A 20,917-nucleotide genomic window follows, 5' to 3' on the forward strand; every position below is an offset into this window, starting at 1 on the left:
CTCACAGCTGCCTCTCCTACCGCGGGCGGGCAGGGCCGGCGCCGGGGAACCGGCGCAGCCCTGCCCGCTCGAAGGTCACTTGGTGTTGATGACCTTGTCGATCTTGGCGTCGGCGGCCTTCGCGGCGGCCTCGACCGACTTCTTGCCGGTGCCGATCTCCTGGAGCATGGTCTGGAGGATCTTGCCCTTCTCGACCTGGCCCCAGCCGGGAGCGGTGGGAACGAACCAGCTGGACGCGGCGGCGGTCGCCGGAACAGCGGTCGCCGGGTCCGACTTCAGGGGCTCCAGGTCCGACTTGTTGTTCGGGAGGTTGCCCTTGCCGATGAGGCCCTTCTGGCCCTCGGCGCCGGTGAACGCGTTGATCCACTCGCCCGCGACGGCCTGGGCGTCGGACTTGACCGGGATGGCGAGGTCGGAGCCGCCGAGGAAGACCGGGAGGTTCTTGCCGGACGGGCCGGGCATCACGAAGCTCTCGATCTTGTCGGCCAGCTTGCCGACCTTGTCGTTCTTCGGGTCGGCGGCGGTGCCGCCCTCCCACGCGGCGGCGAACATCGTCGCGGCCTTGCCCTGGCCGAAGACGACCGGGCGGTCGGCCTCGTCCTTGGTCTTGTCCGCGTGCATGTACTTGTCGAGGACCTTCTTGTACTCGCCCAGGCCCTTGAGGGACTCGGCCGAGGACAGGTTGGACTTCCACTGGTCGCCGGACTGCTCGGCGATGGAGCCGCCGGCGTCGTACACGAACGACATGGCCGCGTACCAGTCGGGCGAGGGCTGGTACCAGGCGCTGAACTTGTCGCCCTTCTTCTTCTGGATCTTGTCCAGGGCGGAGGTGAGCTCCTTGTACGTCTTCGGCGTGGCCTTGACGCCCGCCTCGGCGGCGATGTCCTTGCGCCAGGTGCCGACGCGGCCACCGGCGTAGTACGGCACGCCGTAGGTCTTGCCCTCGTACGTGACGGACAGCTTGAGACCGTCCAGCCACTCGTCCGACTTGTCGAACTTCGACGGGTCGACCTCGGCGAAGGCCCCGGTGGACATGTAGCCCACCATCTCGGAGTTGCCCATCTCGACGACGTCCGGGGCCTTGTCCGTGGCGAGTACGGCGTCGAGCTTGGCGTTCTTGTCCGGCCAGCCGTAGTACTCGTGCTTGATCTTGATGCCCGGGTACTTCTTGACGATCGTGTCGTCGGCCGCCTTGACCAGCTCGGGCCAGTTGTTCTGCGCGTCGACCGTGAGCCAGACCGTGAGCTCCTTGGGCTTCGCCTCGTCGCCACCGCCCGAGCTGCCCGAGTCGCCACACGCCGCGATGCCGACCATCATGCCCGCGACGCCTATCGCCGCGATGAGCTTGCGCTTCACGCCACCCTCCTCAGGGATGCCTGCAACCCCCCTGCCCACCGCGAAGACTTCGACAAGTACTGCCCGGGGGTGGGACCTTGGCCTCTAATGGTTTAGACCAGTACCGGGAGCTTGGCCTAGACCTTTAGGGGTGTCAAGGGTGTATAAGAAGGGCTCTCGCGTCCGTTATCGGACCGACACCTGAGCAAGGGCGACGACCTGCGCCAAGGCCGTGCCACCATGTGAGCCGCGACAGTCGGAGGAGCCGGTGACGGCAGCAGCACAGAAGTCGGAAAGGCGGGTCATGGCCACGGACGGGGGCGGCACGGAGGCCGAGGGCACGGCGGCGGCGACACGCACCGCACGCGTGCCGAAGTACTACCGGCTCAAGCGGCATTTGCTGGACATGACGGAGACCCTGCCGCCCGGGACCCCCGTGCCGCCGGAGCGGACCCTGGCCGCCGAGTTCGACACGTCCCGCACGACCGTGCGCCAGGCGCTCCAGGAGCTGGTCGTCGAGGGCCGCCTGGAGCGGATCCAGGGCAAGGGCACCTTCGTGGCCAAGCCCAAGGTCTCGCAGGCGCTGCAACTCACGTCGTACACGGAGGACATGCGGGCGCAGGGCCTGGAGCCCACGTCCCAGCTCCTGGACATCGGTTACGTGACCGCCGACGACACCCTGGCCGGCCTGCTCGACATCTCGGCGGGCGGCCGGGTCCTGCGGATCGAGCGGCTGCGGCTGGCGAGCGGCGAGCCGATGGCGATCGAGACGACGCACCTGTCGGCGAAGCGCTTCCCGGCGCTGCGCCGCTCGCTCGTCAAGTACACCTCGCTCTACACGGCGCTGGCGGAGGTGTACGACGTCCGCCTGGCCGAGGCCGAGGAGACGATCGAGACGTCGCTGGCCACCCCCCGCGAGGCGGGGCTGCTCGGCACGGACGTGGGCCTGCCCATGCTGATGCTGTCGCGGCACTCGATCGACGGGAACGGCGAGCCGGTGGAATGGGTGCGCTCGGTCTACCGCGGCGACCGCTACAAGTTCGTGGCGAACCTCAAGCGGCCGACGGACTGACCCTCAAGCGGCCCACGGACTGACGGAGCTCTGGTACGGCCCCGACCTGCAGTGGTCGGGCCGTGTCCGTACCGATATGCGGACGGGGGGTTACGGACGGCGGTCACAGCACCTAGATTTCGCGCACGTTACGAGGAAAGATCGCGCGAGGGGACGGATCGCCATGCCGGAGCCGCAGTCGACAACGCCAGCCCAGAGACAACGGGCCCTGTCCCCGAAGTCCATAGCCATATGGGGCGCGGTGGCCCTCGTCGGCGCCATCGCCTGGGCGGTACTCGCCCTCTCGCGCGGGGAAGAGGTCTCCGCCGCGTGGATGCTGGCGGCGGCCCTCGGCTCGTACGCCATCGCGTACCGCTTCTACTCGCGCTTCATCGCCCACCGCGTCCTGAAGGTCGACAAGAACCGGGCCACCCCCGCCGAGCGGCTCGACAACGGTGTCGACTTCCACCCGACCGACCGCCGCGTCCTGTTCGGGCACCACTTCGCCGCCATCGCGGGCGCCGGGCCGCTGGTCGGTCCCGTGCTCGCCGCGCAGATGGGCTACCTGCCCGGCACGATATGGATCATCGTCGGCGTCATCCTCGCCGGTGCCGTACAGGACATGGTGACGCTCTTCTTCTCCACCCGGCGCGACGGCCGTTCGCTCGGCCAGATGGCGCGGGACGAGATAGGACCGTTCGGCGGCGCGGCCGCGCTGGTCGCCGTCTTCGCCATCATGATCATCCTGCTCGCGGTGCTGGCGCTGGTCATCGTGAACGCGCTCGCGCACTCGCCGTGGGGTGTCTTCTCCATCGGCATGACCATCCCGATCGCCCTCTTCATGGGCGTCTACCTGCGCGTCCTGCGACCCGGCCGGGTCAGCGAGGTCTCGGTCATCGGCGTCGCGCTGCTGCTGCTCGCGATCGTCTCGGGCGGCTGGGTCGCCGAGTCCTCGTGGGCGGACACCTTCACGCTGGAGCCGGGCACGCTCGTCGTCTGGATGATCGTGTACGGCTTCCTCGCCTCGGTCCTCCCGGTGTGGCTGCTGCTCGCGCCGCGCGACTACCTCTCCACCTTCATGAAGGTCGGCACGATCGGGCTGCTCGCCCTCGGCGTCTTCATCGCGCTGCCGACGATGAAGATGCCCGCCGTCACCGACTTCGCGACCAGCGGCACCGGACCGGTCTTCGCCGGCTCGATGTTCCCGTTCGTCTTCATCACCATCGCCTGCGGCGCGCTCTCCGGCTTCCACTCCCTGGTCTCCTCGGGCACCACCCCGAAGATGGTCCAGAAGGAGACGCAGATCCGGATGATCGGCTACGGCGCGATGCTGACCGAGTCGTTCGTCGCCGTGATGGCGATGATCACGGCGTGCATCATCGACCCGGGCCTGTACTTCGCCATCAACTCGCCGGTGGGTGTGGTCGGGGACAGTGTCCAGGCGGCGTCCGAGGCGGTGACGAACCTGGGCTTCTCCATCTCCCCGGAGGCACTGGCCCAGGCGGCCAAGGACGTCGAGGAGCAGAGCCTGCTGTCGCGCACCGGCGGCGCGCCGACCTTCGCGCTCGGCATGTCGGAGATCTTCTCGGCCGTCGTCGGCGGCACCGCGATGAAGGCCTTCTGGTACCACTTCGCGATCATGTTCGAGGCGCTGTTCATCCTCACCACGGTGGACGCCGGCACCCGCGTCGGGCGCTTCATGCTCCAGGACATGCTCGGCAACGTCTACAAGCCGTTCCGCCAGGTCAGCTGGAAGCCGGGCGTCTGGTTCGCCAGCGCCGTCGTCGTCGGCGGCTGGGGCTACTTCCTGTGGGTCGGCGTGCACGACCCGCTGGGCGGCATCAACCAGCTCTTCCCGCTCTTCGGCATCGCGAACCAGCTGCTGGCCGCCGTCGCGCTGGCCGTCTGCACGACGCTCCTCGTCAAGTCCGGCCGCCTGAAGTGGGCGTGGGTCACGGCGGTGCCGCTCGCGTGGGACGTGGCGGTCACGCTCACCGCCAGCTGGCAGAAGATCTTCTCGGACGACGTGAAGGTCGGCTTCTTCGCCCAGCGCGACAAGTACCAGGCCGGCATCGACGCGGGCGAGGTGCTGCCGCCCGCCAAGAACATGGACCAGATGCACACCGTCGTCACCAACTCGACCGTCGACGGCGTGCTGTGCGCGCTCTTCGCGGTCCTCATCGTGGTGGTGCTCGCCGACGCCGGCCGGGTCTGCCTCAAGGCGATCCGCGACCCCGAGAGCGTCAAGCTCCACGAGGCGCCGTACGTCGAGTCGAGGCTGGTCGCCCCCGCGTCGATCATCGCGACCAAGGAGGAGAAGGCCGAACTGGTCGCGGCCGGCGTCGGCCCTGAGGGCGGCAACCGCAAGGAGACGGCGCCCGCCGGGACGGGGACGCCCGAATGACGCTGACGGACGTACGGCGGGCGGCGGGCCGGATCCGCTGGTACGTCCGCGAGCTGACCGGCGAGTCGGCGTACGACCGGTACGTCGCCCACGCGCGGTCCCGCGACCCCGGGGCGCCGGTCATGACCCGCCGCCAGTTCGAACGCAGCCGCACGGACGCCCGCGAGGCGGACCCCCGCGAGGGCTTCCGCTGCTGCTGAGCACGGGCCGACGGGCCGTCGCATCCCACGAGCCGGGACGCGGCGGCCCGTCGGCGTCAGCGCACCCACTCCTTCAGGGCTTCGGTCTCCAGCGTGATGTCCACCGGACCCGGCAGCGCCAGGGGTTTGCCGAACGGGACGGTGTGCGCGTTCTCGTACCGGACGCCGTCGGGCTCGCTGTAGACCGTCACCTCGCAGGTGTCCCGGTCGATCAGCAGGTACACCGGAATGCCGGTCTGGGCGTAGGCGCGGGGCTTCTCCACCCGGTCGCGCTGGTCGGTGTCGGTGTCGTACGACGTGACCTCGACGACCATGAGCACCTGCTCGGGGTCGGCCCACTCGCCCTGGCCGACAAAGGCGTCACTGGGCGCGAGTGAACCGTCGGGGCGCGCGCGGCCCTTCCGGTAGGCCTGCACCTTCAGCCCTTGGTCGGGATGGAGCCACAGCTCGGGGCGGGACTGCATACAGATGCGCGTCAGCCACTGAATGATCCGCCCGTGGTCCCCGTCCGGCACAACCCTGCTCCTCAGCCTCCCGTCGATGAGCTCCAGCCGCACGCCCTCGGTCGTGCGGGCCAGTATGCGCGTGGCCTCGTCGAACTCTTCGGGGAGCAGGTGAGGCCGGTCGTCGATGGCTGACATGGGCGTACCTCCTTGTGTTCACGACGATAGCCGAGAGCTGTGACAGTCGCCCCGATCCTCCCTGCGCGACACAACATCTGGGGGGTGCAACTCCCAACCGCCCCCACATGTATGCTCATGCTCGCTGTCGCCGCAGGGGAATCCGGTGTGAATCCGGAACTGTCCCGCAACGGTGTGATCGGTGTGCTTTTGCGCACCCAGGAGTCCGAGGACCTGCCGACGGCGTATCCGGCTCGACCGAACCGGGTACCGACACGTCCGGGCCTCGCGGTTGGGCCGGTGGACGCTACGCGGTGTGCCGCCCTTCACGGGTGACGTGTGCCCGTACGCCCCCGCTCCCCCCGCCGGCCCCGCGCCGAGCGAGGGAGAGCACCCTGTGACCATCGCGTCAGCCGATCCGGCCACTGCCACGGAATCGACGGAGCCGTCCGACGGACCCGGAGCCGGGACCGCACTGCTGCGGACCCTCACCGACCTGACCGCCGACCTCCCCGACACCGACCCGGGCAGAGTCGCCGCGGCCGCCCTGCGCGGCCGCAACGCGGCGTCGGACGCGGCCGAGCTGCGGGGCCTGGCCACCGACGCAGCCGCCGGGCTGATCTCCGAGGACCCGGCGTACTCCCGCCTCGCGGCCCGCCTGCTCACCCGTACGATCCGGGACGAGGCGGCCACGCAGGGCGTCCGTACCTTCTCCGAATCGGTGTCCGTCGGCCACCGCGAGGGCCTGATCGCCGACCGTACGGCCGACTTCGTGAGCGCCCACGCGGCCCGCCTCGACGCGCTGGTCGACCAGGACGCCGACGACCGCTTCGGCTACTTCGGTCTGCGCACGGTCTACAGCCGCTACCTCCTGCGCCACCCCATCACCCGTCAGGTCATCGAGACCCCCCAGCACTTCATGCTGCGCGTGGCGTCCGGCCTGGCCAAGGACGGCTCCCCCGCCGCCGCGGACGAGGTCGCCGCGCTGTACCGCCTGATGAGCCGCCTCGACTACCTGCCGTCGTCACCGACGCTGTTCAACTCCGGCACGCGCCACCCGCAGATGTCGTCCTGCTACCTGCTGGACTCGCCGCTCGACGAGCTGGACTCGATCTACGGCCGCTACCACGAGGTCGCGCGTCTCTCGAAGCACGCGGGCGGCATCGGCCTCTCGTACTCCCGCATTCGCGCCCGAGGCTCCCTGATCCGCGGCACCAACGGTCACTCCAACGGCATCGTGCCGTTCCTGCGCACGCTCGACTCGTCCGTCGCGGCCGTCAACCAGGGCGGCCGGCGCAAGGGCGCGGCCTGCGTCTACCTGGAGACGTGGCACGCGGACATCGAGGAGTTCCTGGAACTGCGCGACAACACGGGCGAGGAGGCGCGGCGTACGCACAACCTGAACCTCGCGCACTGGATCCCCGACGAGTTCATGCGCCGCGTCGACGCGGACGCCGACTGGTCGCTGTTCTCGCCCTCCGACGTTCCCGAGCTCGTCGATCTGTGGGGCGACGCGTTCGACCAGGCGTACCGCAAGGCGGAGGCGGACGGCCTGGCCCGTACGACGATTCCCGCGCGCCAGCTGTACGGCCGGATGATGCGCACCCTGGCGCAGACCGGGAACGGCTGGATGACGTTCAAGGACGCGTCGAACCGTACGGCGAACCAGACCGCCGAGCCCGGCTCCGTCGTGCACTCCTCGAACCTGTGCACCGAGATCCTGGAGGTCACCGACGACGGCGAGACGGCCGTCTGCAACCTCGGTTCCGTCAACCTCGGTTCGTTCGTGTCCGGGAACGGCGAGATCGACTGGGAGCGGCTGGACGAGACCGTCCGTACGGCCGTCACCTTCCTCGACCGCGTCGTCGACATCAACTTCTACCCGACCGAGCAGGCCGGCCGCTCCAACGCCAAGTGGCGTCCGGTGGGCCTGGGCGCGATGGGCCTCCAGGACGTCTTCTTCAAGCTGCGCCTGCCCTTCGACTCGGCCGAGGCCCGCGCCCTGTCCACCCGGATCGCCGAGCGCATCATGCTCGCCGCGTACGAGGCGTCCTGCGACCTCGCCGAGGCCAGCGGCCCGCTCCCCGCCTGGAAGAAGACCCGCGCGGCGCGCGGCGTCCTGCACCCGGACCACTACGGCGTCGAGGTCACCTGGCCGGAGCGGTGGGACGCGCTGCGCGCCCGGATCGCGAAGACCGGGATGCGCAACTCCCTGCTCCTCGCGATCGCGCCGACCGCGACCATCGCGTCCATCGCGGGCGTGTACGAGTGCATCGAGCCGCAGGTCTCCAACCTCTTCAAGCGCGAGACGCTCAGCGGTGAGTTCCTCCAGGTCAACGCCTACCTGGTGGAGGACCTGAAGAAGCTCGGCGTCTGGGACGCCCAGTCCCGCGAGGCGCTGCGCGAGTCCAGCGGCTCGGTGCAGGGCTTCAGCTGGATCCCCGAGGAGGTACGGGCGCTGTACCGCACCGCGTGGGAGATCCCGCAGCGCGGCCTGATCGACATGGCGGCGGCCCGTACGCCGTACCTCGACCAGTCGCAGTCACTGAACCTCTTCCTGGAGACCCCGACCATCGGGAAGCTCTCCTCGATGTACGCCTACGCGTGGAAGAAGGGGCTGAAGACGACGTACTACCTGCGCTCGCGCCCCGCGACCCGCATCGCGCGCGCGGCCGGCTCCGGCGCGGCTGCCGCGGCCCCCATCCCCGTACAGCAGGCCCCTGCCGCCCCCGACGCGGACGCGATCGCCTGCTCCCTTGAGAACCCCGAGTCCTGCGAGGCGTGCCAGTAATCATGAGCGAAAAGGCTGCAATCTCTAAAAACCTTCTCGACCCGGGCTTCGAGCTGACGCTGCGTCCCATGCGCTACCCGGACTTCTACGAGCGCTACCGGGACGCGATCAAGAACACGTGGACGGTGGAGGAGGTCGACCTCCACTCGGACGTCGCCGACCTCGCCAAGCTCTCGCCGGGTGAGCAGCACATGATCGGCCGGCTGGTCGCGTTCTTCGCGACGGGCGACTCGATCGTCTCCAACAACCTCGTGCTGACCCTCTACAAGCACATCAACTCCCCCGAGGCGCGCCTCTACCTCTCGCGCCAGCTCTTCGAGGAGGCCGTGCACGTCCAGTTCTACTTGACGCTGCTCGACACCTACCTCCCCGACCCGGACGACCGCGCGGCGGCGTTCGACGCGGTGGAGGAGATCCCCTCGATCCGCGAGAAGGCGCAGTTCTGCTTCAAGTGGATGGACTCGGTCGAGAAGATCGAGCGCCTGGAGACGCAGGCCGACCGCCGCCGCTTCCTGCTGAACCTGATCTGCTTCGCGGCGTGCATCGAGGGCCTGTTCTTCTACGGGGCGTTCGCGTACGTCTACTGGTTCCGTTCGCGGGGCCTGCTGCACGGCCTGGCGACGGGGACCAACTGGGTCTTCCGCGACGAGACCATGCACATGAACTTCGCGTTCGAGGTCGTCGACACGGTCCGCAAGGAGGAGCCGGAGCTCTTCGACGACACTCTCCAGCAGCAGGTCACCGACATGCTGAAGGAGGCCGTCGAGGCGGAGCTCCAGTTCGGCCGCGACCTGTGCGGTGAGGGCCTGCCCGGCATGAACACCGAGTCGATGCGCGAGTACCTCCAGTGCGTCGCCGACCAGCGCCTGGAGCGCCTCGGCTTCGCCCCGGTGTACGGCTCGCAGAACCCGTTCTCGTTCATGGAGCTCCAAGGCGTGCAGGAGCTGACGAACTTCTTCGAGCGCCGCCCGTCGGCGTACCAGGTCGCGGTCGAGGGCTCGGTCGCCTTCGACGACGACTTCTGATCCGTCCCCGGGTGCGGGCCGTCCTCGCGTAGGCGCGGGGGCGGCCCGCACGTGTCGCTCCCCCCGTCGCTCCCTTCACCGCCGACGCCCCGCCTGCTCTACTGGAGCGGCCGGACCTCGGCAGGCACGTCGGCGTTCCCGGGAGGGGGTGGAGGCATGGACGACCTGCGGGATCAGGACGAGTTACGCGCCCGGGCCCGGGCCGGGGACCGGTCGGCGGGGTGCCGGCTGGCCGAGCTGCTGGCCGGGCAGGGCCACGTCGAGGAGGCCATCGCGGTGGTTCGCGCGCTTCCGTCCGGGGCCGCCGTCCGCAACCTGCTGATCCGCCTGCTTCTGCGGGCGGGCCACATCGAGGAAGTGCGGGCGATGGCCTACGCGGGCGACATCAACGCCCGTTCATGGCTGGTCGACCTGCTCGCCGCCCAGGGCCGGATCGACGACCTGCGGACCCGGGCGGAGGCCGGCGACAGCACGGCGGGCGGGCGGTACGCCGACTGGCTGGTGGAGCACGGCGCGATCGACGAACTGCGCGCTCGTACGGCCGCCGGTGACGTGATCTCGTCGGTACGTCTCGTTCCGCTGCTGGCCAGGCGTGGCCGTATCGACGATCTGCGCGAACTCGCCGCCGCGGGCAACACCTACGCGGGGCTGATGGCGCTGTTCACCGAGCTGGATCAGGTCGAGGCCGCCCTCGACATCGTCCGGGCCGGTGGCAACGACTGGCACATCCGCGGCCGCCTCTGCGACAGGATCGTGGAACTGCTCACCGCGCGGGGCCGGGCCCGGGACGCCCTCGCCGTCGCGGAGAACCGCGCCGCCGAGGGTGACGAGGACGCCGCGGGCTGGGTCGTCCGGCTGCGGGCCCTCACCGGCTCCGGTGCGCCACAGGGGCCCGCGCGACCGGTCCCCGGCGCGGGCGGGCACGGCACCAGCCCGTGACCGGTGAACCGGCGGCTGATCGTTCACCTGCCGGCCGACGACAGCACGTCCGCCGCGACGGTCCGCCTCACCGGCCGCCGTCCGGGGGCGCTGCGGATGGTCTCGGGCCGGTGCGGGCGGGGGTTCTCGGCCTGCTTGAGCTGCCGGTCGATCCGGCGTTCCCCGGCGTGCCCGAGGAACGACGGGAGGGTGAGGAGGACGAAGAGTACGAGGACCACGAGGTAGTTCAGGAAGGTTGCCATGCGTCCACTCTGGTCCTCGGGACGAAGAAAAGTCAGTGGCAGGACTGTCATGGAACCTCGAATTGCTGCCACACTGTGCGCATGTTGAAAAACGTGGCCGTGGCCCTCGTCGACGGAGTGAACCCCTTCGAACTGGGCGTCCTCTGCGAGGTGTTCGGGATCGACCGCAGCGATCAAGGGCTGCCGGTCTACGACTTCGCGGTCTGCGCCGCCGAGCCGGGCCCGATCGCCGCCCGTTCCGGCGCCTTCTCCATCTCCGTGCCGCACGGTCTGGACCGGCTGGAGAGCGCCGACCTCATCGCCATCCCGGCCGACCAGCACTGCGAGGCCCGCACCTACCCCGAGCCGCTGCTCGACGCCCTGCGCCGGGCCGTCGAGCGCGGCGCCCGCGTGCTCAGCGTCTGCTCGGGCGCGTTCGTGCTCGGGGCGGCGGGGCTGCTGGACGGGCGCCGGTGCACGACCCACTGGCGGCACTCCGCGGAGCTGGCCCGCCGCCATCCGCGGGCCAAGGTCGAACCCGACGTGCTGTACGTCGACGAGGGCCCCGTCATCACGTCGGCCGGGACCGCCGCCGGGATCGACGCCTGCCTGCACCTGATCCGCCAGGAGCACGGGTCCGAGGTGGCCAACACGATCGCCCGCCGCATGGTCGTCCCGCCGCACCGCGACGGCGGTCAGGCGCAGTACATCGAGCGCCCGCTGACCCACGTGCGCTGCGACACCGTGGGCGGGGTGCTGGCCTGGATGGAGCGGCACCTGGACCAGGAGATGACCGTGGAGCAGCTCGCCGACCGGGCGCACATGTCGCCCCGGACGTTCGCGCGGCGCTTCCTCCAGGAGACGGGCACCACGCCGTACCGCTGGCTGCTGCGCCAGCGGGTGCTGCTGGCGCAGGAGTTGCTGGAAGCGACGGACGACACGGTGGACGCGATCGCGGGCCGCGCGGGCTTCGGGAACGCGGCGGCGCTGCGCCATCAGTTCGTACGGTCCCTGGGGACCACTCCGAACGCGTACCGCCGCACCTTCCGGGGGCCGGCGCTGGCCGCCTAGGCCCCCGGAAGACGGCTCAGGAGACGCCGCAGCTCGACGCCGACCAGAAGCGGCTCGCGCGGTGGTCCAGGTGGGTGTGGTCGCTGTGGCCGGGGTAGCCCGGGCCGAGGATGCCGTTGAAGCCGTGGTTACGGGCCTGCTTGGCCAGGGTGCACAGGGAGTGCGGGCCGGAGCCGAGGTCGGCGGCGTCCCCGTAGAGGTGACGGCTGCCGGCCGCCCCGCCGACCGCGTCGTTGCACGCCTGCGAGCGGAATCCGCTGGTGACGGTGATCGGCTGGTCGCCCAGCGCGTGCCGCAGCGCCTCCAGTTTCCACATGGTGCGCAGGGCGTTGGACTTGGCGGTGGCCGCACTCACCGCGCCGCCCGCCCAGGTGCTGTTGCAGTCGTTGAGTTCGGCGTAACTGAAGTGGACGGGCGTGCAGTCGTCGTCCTGGAGCGCGTAGAGCTTGCTGAAGGTGGCCGCTCCCGCGACGCCGTCGGCGGCGAGCCCGTACGCGGACTGGAAGCGCTTGACCGCCGCGGTCGTGGCGGGTCCGTAGTCGCCGTCGATGCCGAGCACGGCGCCGTAGCCGGGGTAGCCGCCGAGCCGGATCTGGAGCTGGGTGACGTCGGCCCCGGTGGCGCCCTGGGAGAGGGTGCGGGACCAGGTGTAGCAGCCGTCGGCGTGCGCGGTACCGGCGGTGGCGACCGTACCGGCCAATCCGGCGACCATGAGCATGACAAGGCAGAGGACGGTTCTCGCCGTACGTCGGAGCATGGGACCTCCATACCGAGGAGCGCGGGAGCGGGGGCACGCCCGAGACTGACGTGCCCGTCGACGCGCGTCAACAGGGCGGCCGCCCTGGTCATTTGTCGGACCAATGGCGGTCGCCCCGCGGTGACGGGAAGTCGGTCAGTCGTTCGGAACGGTCTCGTAGCGGGGCGTGCCCTCGGCCATCTGCTTCAGCGCGTCCTTGCGGTCGCGCTTCGACAGGCGGTCGATGTAGAGGTAGCCGTACAGGTGGTCCGTCTCGTGCTGGAGGCACCGTGCGAAGTAACCCGTGCCGCGCACCTTGATCGGCTTGCCCTGGGCGTCCTGGCCGTGGACCACCGCGTAGTCGGGGCGGCCCAGTTCGGCGTACGCCGTCGGGACGGACAGGCAGCCCTCGTTGGACTCGTCGAGCCGGCGCTGCTCCTGCGGAAGCTCCTGCAGGACCGGGTTGCAGACCACGCCGACGTGACGCACCCCGTCGTCGTCCGGGCAGTCGTAGACGAAGACCTTGAGGTCGACACCGATCTGGTTGGCGGCCAGGCCCACGCCCTCGGCGGCGCGCTGGCTGGCGAACATGTCGTCGATCAGCGCGGCGAGCTTGTCGTCGAACTCCGTGACGTCCTCGCACTCCTTGTGGAGGACCGGGTTCCCGACGACGGTGATGGGACGGGCGGTGCCGCGCTCGCGGTACGCCTGCTCGCGCTCCTCGGTGTTCTCCGTGTCCACGACGAACCCGTCGTTGATGACCTGCTGGTCCGTCGCCTGCTGGTCCGTCTCCTGCTGCGCCATGTCCGCCGTACGCCTTCCTCAAAGCCAAGAAACCCAAGAACTTGGCCGTACCGAATCCGATGCCCGTACAGCCTACGGGCAGGCGGGGGCGGACTCTCAGCAGACTTCTTCGAGATCCCGCCACTCACGGCTGTCGGGATTGTCGGCGACCCATCCGTCGAGCAGCCCGCGCACCAGTCCGGCGGGCGCCGCGATGCCGCACTCGCGCTCCGGCAGCCACAGCTCACCCGCGCCGGCCGTGCGGTGCCCGAGCGGCCCGGGGTGGCCGGGCTCGCTGTGGTCGTGCGGGTCGAGGTGCTCGCCGTCGCCCTCGTCGCTGGGCATCTGCGACTCGGAGCAGGAGCGGCACAGCAGCCGCACGGACGACGACCAGTCCTCGGCGGCGAACCCCGCGTCGGCGGCCAGCCGCTCCAGGGCGTCCCGGTCGGCCTCGGTCGCGGCTTCCAGCAGCACCACCCAGGTCGGCACGGGCGACGGCGCCCACAGTTCGATCTCGTCGAACACGGGGAAGGACGGTCCGGCGGCAGTGACGCGCTCGCCGTGCGGCACGCCGTCGTGCAGGACGACCTCGCCCCAGCGCCGCCCGGACGACGGCAGCGGGATCGAGAGCACCTCGATCCGCGCCGGGTCCAGCCTGCGGCCCCACACCACCTCGGCCTCGCCCTCCGGCGAGAGGCGGACAGCGGCGCTGCCCAGCTCCATGCCGTGCGGCTCGCCGCTCTCGGTGGGCTCGCCGGGCACCTTCAGGCCGTACGCCTGCCAGGCGCGGCGGGCCAGCGGCCAGTCCTGGAGGGCGGTGGCCGCGATGCCGACGTTCCACCAGTCCGGAGCGCCGGTCTCCCGGTCGAGGAGCGCGACGGCGCGCAGCCCTGCGGAGCGCGCCTGCTCCCAGTCGTGCCGGAACTTGTGCAGCAGCGCGAGATTGAACCAGGACTCGGACAACCAGGGTTCGAGGTCCGCCGCGCGTGTCAGCAGAGCCCCCGCGTCCTCGTACCGACCGTCGCCGATCAGCGTGAACGCGCGGTCGGTGGCCTGCCGCCACGAGGCGGATGGCCGATGCCGTACCTTCCCGAAGATCTTCACGATTCCCGCCTGTCCCGCCTGCCGGTCGCTGAAGGTCAGTCCCCCCGGACGCCCTCTTGTTCCTCTTCTTCGCATCCAACCATGCCGGGTCGGAGGGCCGCTCATTACCCATGGGTTACCCAGGTGGGGACGGGGTCAGACCGCCCCGGGACAGGACACGCGCCAGGGATTCCACGACCTCGGGCTGATAGTCGCGGCCGGTCCCGAGACGCAGCTGTTCCAGGGCGCTGAGCGGCCCGCCCAGTCCACCTCCGCTTTCCCCCGAGAGATCGTCGTATGCGTTGACGGCGCGGACGATACGGGCGGAAAGCGGCTGCTCCCGGTAGGGGTCGGCCTGCCGCTCCACGACGACCGCCACCTCGGCGGGGACTCCGGTCTGGCGTACGACCGCTCCCCCGAGCAGGGCGATGCGGCGCTGCTCGGCGGGCGGCAGCGAGGCGGTGGCTCCGCCCTGGACGGGGTCGAGGAGGGAGAGCTGCCCGATGTCGTGCATCAGCGCCGCGTACTCCAGGACGGTCAGGTCCGGCTCGGAGAGCCCCAGCTCACGCCCGACGGCCCGGCTGAGCAGGGCGACGCGGCGGGCGTGGCCCTGGGCGGTGTAGCCGGCGATCTCGGTGGCGCGGGCGAGCGAGGTGATGGTCTGGCGGTACGTCGTACGGACGGCGGCGTACCGGCGGAAGGACAGCTGGGTGAGCAGCAGCGGTACGCAGAAGACGGGCAGCGCCCAGAGCCCGGCGGCGGCGACGCCGAGCGCCATGACGGCCCCCGTGGCGCAGACCGCCGACCCGATCCCCAGCAGCGCGCGCAGCTCGTCGCGCAGGAGCGGCCCGTACGGGTAGCCGGTACGGGCGCGGGCCATGGCTGCGGTGAGTACGGCGTCGCACAGGGCGGTGAGCACGAGCAGGAGCGCGAGGAACAGGGCGTGGTACGGGCCGTGGCCGACCCGCTCGCCCCACAGTCCGCAGTTGTAGAGCGGCTGGAAGCACACGGCGGCGAAGGCGACGGTGAGGACACGGCGGACGACGTGGTCGAGGGCCGGCCCGTGCCCGGCGGCGACGTGCGGCACGGCGCCGGCGAGGGCGGCGGCGACCACGACGGCGACGACCTGGAGGACGCCGTGGGTGGTGGGCTGCCCGGCGATCTGGCCGAGCAGGGCGTAAGCGAGGGCCCCGGCGGCGCCGAGCGGTGCGGGCTCGCGCTCGGCGGGCAGCGCGCAGGGGCCCGTCCGAACGCCCCACCGGGAGAGCTCACCGAGGGTGATGAGCACGCCGAAGGCGAGGGCGATGCCGGGTTCGGTGACGCCGTACCAGAGGGTGTCGCCGAGCGCGTAGAGGGTGAGCACGGCGGCCGTGCCGTACACGCCGCCGAGGGCGTACGCGGGCCTGCGCCCCCTCACCCGGCACGCCCCGGCCGCACGCCGCCCGCCTCTGCGGCACCCGAGGAGCGGGATTCGGGGCCGCGCACCGGTTCGGGAGGGCGCGGCGAGGGGTAGGGCTCGCCGGGACACCCCTCGGGCCCGGTGTCCGCAGCGGCGCTCACCCGGGCCGGCCCGGGTCGTGGGACCGCGCGGCGGCGAGCGGAGAACCCGCCTCCCCGGCCGGGGCGGAAGCGGGGGCCTCGTCGCTCCCGCGCGATGGCGGGACGTTTCCTCTGGGATCGGCCTGCTCGTCCGAGGTGACCCGGTGGTGCCAGCCCTGGCGGGCCAGCGCCCGCGCGAGCGCCCGCACCATCCGGGGATCGAACTGCGTTCCCGCACACCGTTCGAGCTCCCGCAGAGCCGTGTCGACCGGCCGCGCCCGCCGGTACGACCGCGTCGAGGTCATCGCGTCGAACGCGTCGGCCACCGCGACGACCCGCGCGAACTCGGGGATCTGGCCGCCCGCGAGCCCGTACGGATAGCCGCTCCCGTCGAGCCGCTCGTGGTGGTGCAGGATGGCCGCCCGCGCCTCCCCGAGGAAGCCGATGCCCCGGACCATCTCGTGCCCGTACTCGGGGTGCAGCTCGATGACCCGCCGTTCCTCAGGGGTCAGCGGCCCGTCCTTGCGGAGCAGCCGCGTCGGGACGCCCAGCTTGCCCACGTCGTGCAGGATCCCGGCGAACCGCAGCACCTCGACGCGGTCCTCCTCCATGCCGATCTCGCGCGCGATCATGACGGAGGCGCGGCCGACCCGTTCGCTGTGCCCGCGCGTGTACTTGTCCTTGATGTCGACCGCTTGGACGAGCGCGCGGATGGTCGCCTGGTGGGCGGCGCGCTCGCGGTGGTACTGCGCGAAGACCCAGCAGGAGATGTACATCGGCAGCAGCACGAAGAGCGCGGCGAGCGGCCCGTACGGACTGCGCCAGAGCACCGCCGTCATCAGCCCCGCCAGGCCCTGCACGCAGTGCGGCGCGACGGAACGCAGCAGCAGCCCGCGCCACGCGGTCCGCGCGGGCAGCCGCTCGGCCGTGGCGAGGATGCCGCCGTCGAGGGCGGTCAGGACCAGGCAGAAGGCGAGGACGGCGGCCCCGGCGGGCAGCAGGACGTACGGGAAATCGGGCGCGGCCGCCCCGCCCCCCAGCGCCGCACCGCAGTCCAGGAACGCGCGGACGTGCGCCGCGCACCACGCGGCCAGCGCCAGCTGGGCCGCCCGCCAGACCCGCCGGACCGCGCGCGGGCGCCGCTCGACGTGGCCGGCGAGGGCCCCGGGCACGGCGACCAGCGCGGCGGCCGACGGGGGCAGCAGCAGCACGGCGGCGAGCAGCACCGGGAAGAAGGAGCCCGAGCCGACCCGTACCGCGCTCACGAGGAACGGCCGGCGTCCGAGCACCTCGCACGCGGCGTAGAGCGCGGCCAGCAGCGCGGCGGCCTTCCAGGGAGTGCCGGCGCCGGGCCGCAGGGCGGGGAGCGCGCAGCAGACGGCCGCGATCAGCGCGCACAGGATGTACGCGCGCGCCGCCACCGAAAGGGCTCTCACCTGCGTCGCTCCAGTTGTCCCGGTCCGCTCGCCTCAATGCGTGCGCCAGGCTAGCGAGTTGAGGGAGGCCGGATACGACGAAGCGGCCGATTAGCACCTTCGAGTGATAATCGGCCGACTTCGCGACAAGCGGGGTGGCGGGGTGGCTACGCCTCGTGGGCCGTGGCGGGATACTCGGCGGCCGTCGTGGCCGTCACGTCCTGATCGGGCACGGCCTGCCCCGACCGGATCAGGTCGATTCGCCCCATGACCTTGGACCGCAGGTCGGCGGGGACGTCGTCACTGCCGCAGCAGCGCTTCACCAGCTTCTTCACGGCCTGTTCGAGGCCGTACTTCTCCAGACACGGGGAGCACTCCTCGAAGTGCACCTCGAACTTGGTGCAGTCGCTGTCGGGCATCTCGTGGTCGAGGAACTCGTAGAGATGATCCAGGACCTCAGAGCAGTCAGTCTCGTGCGGCTCTCCGCAGCTCATGAGCCCGAACCTTTCCCGTCGTTCGACTCTCCGGCACCCGCCGGAACCAGCCCGCGGTCACGCGCGTAGTCCTCGAGCATGCCGCGCAGTTGGCGGCGGCCCCGGTGCAGCCGGGACATCACCGTGCCGATGGGTGTTCCCATGATGTCCGCGATCTCCTTGTACGCAAAGCCCTCGACATCCGCGAGGTAGACCGCGATGCGGAACTCCTCGGGGATGGCCTGCAGCGCGGACTTGACGTCCGAGTCGGGCAGGTGGTCGAGCGCCTGCGACTCGGCGGAGCGCAGGCCGGTCGACATGTGCGACTCGGCGCGCGCGAGCTGCCAGTCCTCGATCTCCTCGGCGCCACTGCGCTGAGGCTCACGCTGCTTCTTCCGGTACGTGTTGATGAAGGTGTTCGTCAGAATGCGGTAAAGCCACGCCTTCAGATTCGTACCCTCACGGAACTGGTGGAAGGACCCGTACGCCTTCGCGTACGTCTCCTGCACCAGGTCCTCCGCGTCGGCCGGATTGCGCGTCATGCGCAGCGCGGCCGAGTACATCTGGTCGAGGAAGCCCAGCGCGTCGCGCTCGAAACGCGCGTTGCGCTCGGCGGTGCTCTCCTCCGCCGCCTGGCCGTCGTCGGTCCCTGTGTCGGTCCCAGTGACCGGACCCACCTCCTCCAACGCCGTGGCGGGGCCGAATGCGGACCCGCTCGAATCGGAGGATAGACGACGATCCTGCCCGGCCGCCGCCCGACGTGGGGCGGTCTTCGCCGCGGTGAGCACCGTCCACTCCAGGTCAGCGGTGTTCGAGCGGCTCGGGCAGATGGTCGATCCCATGCGACGGACTCCCTCTCCACGTACGTGCGGTATATGTCGACGCACGCAATAACAGAAGGGCCCCGCTCATCATTCCCGCAGCCCGTCGATCCAGCTCCCCACGGCGTCGGTGATCGTCGCGACCACCTGTTCCTCGGTGCGTCCGGCCTTCTTCGGTACGGCGAAACCATGGTCCCCGTACTCCACCTCCACGAGGTCGTACTCCCCGTCCGGGAACTCCGCCGGCTTCCCGAAGGGATCGTTTCCGCCCTGTACGACCAGCGTGGGGACCCCGGCGCCCAGCAGCTCATCGGCGCGGGACTTCTCGGGGCGACCGGGCGGGTGCAGCGGGAAGCTCAGCGCGAGCGCCGCGTGCGCGCCCAGCTCCACGGCCGTACGGCAGGCGACGCGCGCCCCGGCGCTGCGCCCGCCGGCGACGACCGGCAGGCCGGGCCGCAGCAGCGCGGGCCACAGTCCGCGCCATCCGGCGTCCAGGGTCCCGGGCGCGGGCGCGACCTTCTTCCCGGCCACCCGCCAGGGCTGCTCCACCAGCGCCACGCTCACCCCGCGCGCGGGCAGCGCGGCCGCGAGCCCCTGAAGGTCCCGCGCCCCGATGCCGCCGCCGGCGCCGTGGCTCACGGCCAGGACGACCCAGGGCGTCTCGGCCTCGGCCCAGGTGATGCGGGCCTGGCCGGTCTGCGTCTCCACCATCTCGCTGTGCGTCACGGCATCCATCCTGCGCCCGCGCCGCCGCGTGATCCAACGCCCCACGCGCGCCGCGTCAGAACAGCGTCTCCACCTCCGGCGCGGGCAGCTCCTCCAGCAGCTCCGGCCCGTTGTTGCGCACGTTGCTCACGGCGGTGGTCACCGGGTACGCCCGCATCAGCCCGCCCGGCGGCGGCGCCAGCAGCTCCCGCAGGCCGTCCAGGTCCGTACGGGCCGGGTCCAGCCACGCGTCCCAGCGGTCCGGGGTCAGCATCAGCGGCATCCGGGGGTGGATGTCGGCCAGCGACCCGGGTCCGGTGGCCGGCGCGACCGCCAGCGGGGCCTTCTCCGCCTCGGTGGTGATGACGGAGCACGTCACCCACCACGCCTGCGGGTGGTCGTCGGGCAGCGTCCGGTCGCGCCAGAACTCGTACAACCCGGCCATCGCCATGACCGACCCGTCGGCCGGCGTCACGAAGTACGGCTGCTTGCGCGGCCGCTTCTTCTTCCCCTGCTCCTCCAGCTGCCGCTCGTCGGCGCCGGTGACCCACTCGTAGTAGCCGTCGGCCGGGACGAGGCAGCGCCGCGAGACGAACGGCTGGCGGAACGACGGCTTCTCGTGCACCGTCTCCGCCCGCGCGTTGATCATCCGCGCCGCGCCCTCGGGCGACTTCGACCAGGAGGGCACGAGCCCCCACCTCAGCTTCCTCAGCTGCCGAACCGGGCGCGGGTCCGGCGCGTCCTTCACAGGACGCTCCAGGACGACGTGGACCTCCTTGGTGGGCGCCACGTTCCAGTCCGGGGCGAGCGCCTCCTTGGGCTCCCACTTCCGCACATCGAACATCCCGACCAGATCCTCGGGCCGCCGGCTCGCCGCATACCGTCCGCACATAAGTGCCAGACTGCCACGACTGCCCCGACCGCAAGGAGCCGCCCGGAAAATGGACAGCACCCAGCTCGGCGACCTGTGGGACCGCGTCTTCGGTACGCAGCCCGATCCCGACCAGTGGCTGGTGATCGCCACGGCCCTCGCCGCTCTCGCCGTCGTCGTCCCGCACGCCGTGTGGCGTCTGGCACGCAACGCCATCACGATCGCCCACGAGGGAGGCCACGGTCTGATCGCCCTGCTCACGGGGCGCAGCCTGGACGGCATACGCCTGCACTCCGACACGAGCGGTCTGACCGTCAGCCGGGGCAAGCCGACCGGCATCGGCATGATCCTCACCGCCGCCGCCGGCTACACCGCTCCCTCACTCCTGGGCCTCGGCGGCGCCTGGCTGCTCGCGGCGAACCGCATCACGCTCTTCCTGTGGATCGCGACGGCCCTGCTCCTCGCGATGCTGGTGATGATCCGCAACGCGTACGGCGCCCTGACCGTGATCGTCACCGGCGCCGCCTTCCTGCTGATCTCGTGGCTCACGCCGCCGGAGGTGCAGGCCGCCTTCGCGTACGCCGCCGTCTGGTTCCTGCTCATCGGCGGTGTCCGGCCCGCCTTCGAGCTCCAGTCCAAGCGCCGCCACGGCGGCGCCCCCGACTCGGACGCCGACCAGCTGTCGCGGCTCACCCACGTACCGGCCGTGCTGTGGCTGTTCTTCTTCCACACGGTGTCGGTCTGCGCGCTGCTGGGCGGCGGCCGCTGGCTGCTCGGGCTGTAGGACCGGCTGTCACGGCGCGTCACCCTGCCGGTACCATTGCGTTACGCCCT

20 protein-coding genes and 1 riboswitch are annotated in these 20,917 nt (G+C 71.1%); of the genes, 8 read left to right on the plus strand and 12 right to left on the minus strand.

What is annotated here, in order from left to right:
* Positions 1-75: 75 nt before the first annotated feature.
* A complete protein-coding gene (locus tag IE185_RS26515; protein WP_138894932.1) occupies positions 76-1,356 on the minus strand; it encodes an extracellular solute-binding protein in 1,281 nt (426 codons plus the stop codon).
* Positions 1,357-1,639: 283 nt separating this feature from the next.
* On the opposite strand from IE185_RS26515, the gene IE185_RS26520 reads away from it, so the two are divergent.
* The 3 genes from IE185_RS26520 (at position 1,640) to IE185_RS26530 (ending at position 4,990) form a co-directional block, all read left to right on the plus strand.
* The gene (locus IE185_RS26520; protein ID WP_138894931.1) at positions 1,640-2,407 is read left to right on the plus strand and encodes a GntR family transcriptional regulator; all 768 of its coding nucleotides are present in this window, start codon (positions 1,640-1,642) and stop codon (positions 2,405-2,407) included.
* A 163-nt stretch (positions 2,408-2,570) separates the two neighbouring features.
* Positions 2,571-4,790 carry a carbon starvation CstA family protein gene (locus tag IE185_RS26525; RefSeq protein ID WP_189716138.1) on the plus strand — a complete coding sequence of 740 codons (2,220 nt, stop codon included), beginning with the start codon at positions 2,571-2,573 and terminating at the stop codon, positions 4,788-4,790.
* Complete coding sequence (locus tag IE185_RS26530) at positions 4,787-4,990, plus strand: YbdD/YjiX family protein (RefSeq protein ID WP_138894930.1); 204 nt, start codon at positions 4,787-4,789, stop codon at positions 4,988-4,990. The genes IE185_RS26525 and IE185_RS26530 overlap by 4 nt, the downstream gene beginning before the upstream one ends.
* 56 nt (positions 4,991-5,046) lie before the next feature.
* Here the strand turns inward: IE185_RS26530 and IE185_RS26535 are convergent, their stop codons facing one another.
* Positions 5,047-5,631: a Uma2 family endonuclease gene (locus IE185_RS26535; RefSeq protein ID WP_138894929.1), complete on the minus strand. Its 585-nt coding sequence runs from the start codon at positions 5,629-5,631 to the stop codon at positions 5,047-5,049.
* A gap of 111 nt (positions 5,632-5,742) precedes the next feature.
* Positions 5,743-5,866: riboswitch (cobalamin riboswitch) on the plus strand.
* 141 nt (positions 5,867-6,007) lie between these two features.
* Here IE185_RS26535 and IE185_RS26540 point away from each other — a divergent pair.
* The 3 genes from IE185_RS26540 (at position 6,008) to IE185_RS26550 (ending at position 10,365) form a co-directional block, all read left to right on the plus strand.
* A complete protein-coding gene (locus tag IE185_RS26540; protein ID WP_189716140.1) occupies positions 6,008-8,401 on the plus strand; it encodes a ribonucleoside-diphosphate reductase subunit alpha in 2,394 nt (797 codons plus the stop codon).
* 2 nt (positions 8,402-8,403) lie between these two features.
* On the plus strand, positions 8,404-9,426 hold the full coding sequence (locus IE185_RS26545; protein WP_138894908.1) for a ribonucleotide-diphosphate reductase subunit beta: 1,023 nt from the start codon (positions 8,404-8,406) through the stop codon (positions 9,424-9,426).
* Between the two features lie 156 nt (positions 9,427-9,582).
* Positions 9,583-10,365 (plus strand): hypothetical protein, encoded by a 783-nt coding sequence (locus IE185_RS26550; RefSeq protein WP_138894907.1) that lies wholly within the window; start codon positions 9,583-9,585, stop codon positions 10,363-10,365.
* 23 nt (positions 10,366-10,388) lie between these two features.
* Here the strand turns inward: IE185_RS26550 and IE185_RS34050 are convergent, their stop codons facing one another.
* Complete coding sequence (locus IE185_RS34050; RefSeq protein WP_167518878.1) at positions 10,389-10,607, minus strand: hypothetical protein; 219 nt, start codon at positions 10,605-10,607, stop codon at positions 10,389-10,391.
* 81 nt (positions 10,608-10,688) lie between these two features.
* Between IE185_RS34050 and IE185_RS26560 the strand changes: the two genes are divergently transcribed.
* Positions 10,689-11,657: a helix-turn-helix domain-containing protein gene (locus tag IE185_RS26560; RefSeq protein WP_138894906.1), complete on the plus strand. Its 969-nt coding sequence runs from the start codon at positions 10,689-10,691 to the stop codon at positions 11,655-11,657.
* 16 nt (positions 11,658-11,673) lie between these two features.
* On the opposite strand, the gene IE185_RS26565 is transcribed toward IE185_RS26560, so the two are convergent.
* The 9 genes from IE185_RS26565 to IE185_RS26605 all read right to left on the minus strand — a co-directional run bounded on the left by IE185_RS26565 (position 11,674) and on the right by IE185_RS26605 (position 20,104).
* On the minus strand, positions 11,674-12,414 hold the full coding sequence (locus IE185_RS26565; protein ID WP_138894905.1) for a D-Ala-D-Ala carboxypeptidase family metallohydrolase: 741 nt from the start codon (positions 12,412-12,414) through the stop codon (positions 11,674-11,676).
* 135 nt (positions 12,415-12,549) lie between these two features.
* Positions 12,550-13,197, minus strand: coding sequence for a peptide deformylase (def, locus tag IE185_RS26570; RefSeq protein ID WP_138894904.1), 648 nt, complete (start codon positions 13,195-13,197; stop codon positions 12,550-12,552).
* Between the two features lie 96 nt (positions 13,198-13,293).
* Entirely contained in the window at positions 13,294-14,280 is a 987-nt protein-coding gene (locus tag IE185_RS26575) for a tetratricopeptide repeat protein (RefSeq protein ID WP_028811741.1), read from the minus strand.
* Between the two features lie 115 nt (positions 14,281-14,395).
* Positions 14,396-15,676, minus strand: a complete 1,281-nt coding sequence (locus tag IE185_RS26580; RefSeq protein WP_138894903.1) for an HD-GYP domain-containing protein — start codon at positions 15,674-15,676, stop codon at positions 14,396-14,398.
* A 139-nt stretch (positions 15,677-15,815) separates the two neighbouring features.
* The gene (locus tag IE185_RS26585) at positions 15,816-17,234 is read right to left on the minus strand and encodes an HD-GYP domain-containing protein (RefSeq protein WP_138894902.1); all 1,419 of its coding nucleotides are present in this window, start codon (positions 17,232-17,234) and stop codon (positions 15,816-15,818) included.
* 146 nt (positions 17,235-17,380) lie between these two features.
* Entirely contained in the window at positions 17,381-17,707 is a 327-nt protein-coding gene (gene rsrA, locus IE185_RS26590; RefSeq protein ID WP_138894901.1) for a mycothiol system anti-sigma-R factor, read from the minus strand.
* On the minus strand, positions 17,704-18,363 hold the full coding sequence (locus tag IE185_RS26595) for a sigma-70 family RNA polymerase sigma factor (protein WP_167518243.1): 660 nt from the start codon (positions 18,361-18,363) through the stop codon (positions 17,704-17,706). The genes rsrA and IE185_RS26595 overlap by 4 nt, the downstream gene beginning before the upstream one ends.
* 234 nt (positions 18,364-18,597) lie before the next feature.
* Positions 18,598-19,242: an alpha/beta hydrolase family protein gene (locus IE185_RS26600; protein WP_138894899.1), complete on the minus strand. Its 645-nt coding sequence runs from the start codon at positions 19,240-19,242 to the stop codon at positions 18,598-18,600.
* Positions 19,243-19,288: 46 nt separating this feature from the next.
* Positions 19,289-20,104, minus strand: a complete 816-nt coding sequence (locus tag IE185_RS26605; protein ID WP_138894898.1) for an SOS response-associated peptidase — start codon at positions 20,102-20,104, stop codon at positions 19,289-19,291.
* Between the two features lie 49 nt (positions 20,105-20,153).
* On the opposite strand from IE185_RS26605, the gene IE185_RS26610 reads away from it, so the two are divergent.
* The gene (locus IE185_RS26610; RefSeq protein WP_138894897.1) at positions 20,154-20,867 is read left to right on the plus strand and encodes a M50 family metallopeptidase; all 714 of its coding nucleotides are present in this window, start codon (positions 20,154-20,156) and stop codon (positions 20,865-20,867) included.
* Positions 20,868-20,917: the final 50 nt, after the last annotated feature.

This window comes from Streptomyces chryseus, assembly GCF_014650755.1.
Taxonomy (GTDB): Bacteria; Actinomycetota; Actinomycetes; order Streptomycetales; family Streptomycetaceae; genus Streptomyces; species Streptomyces chryseus.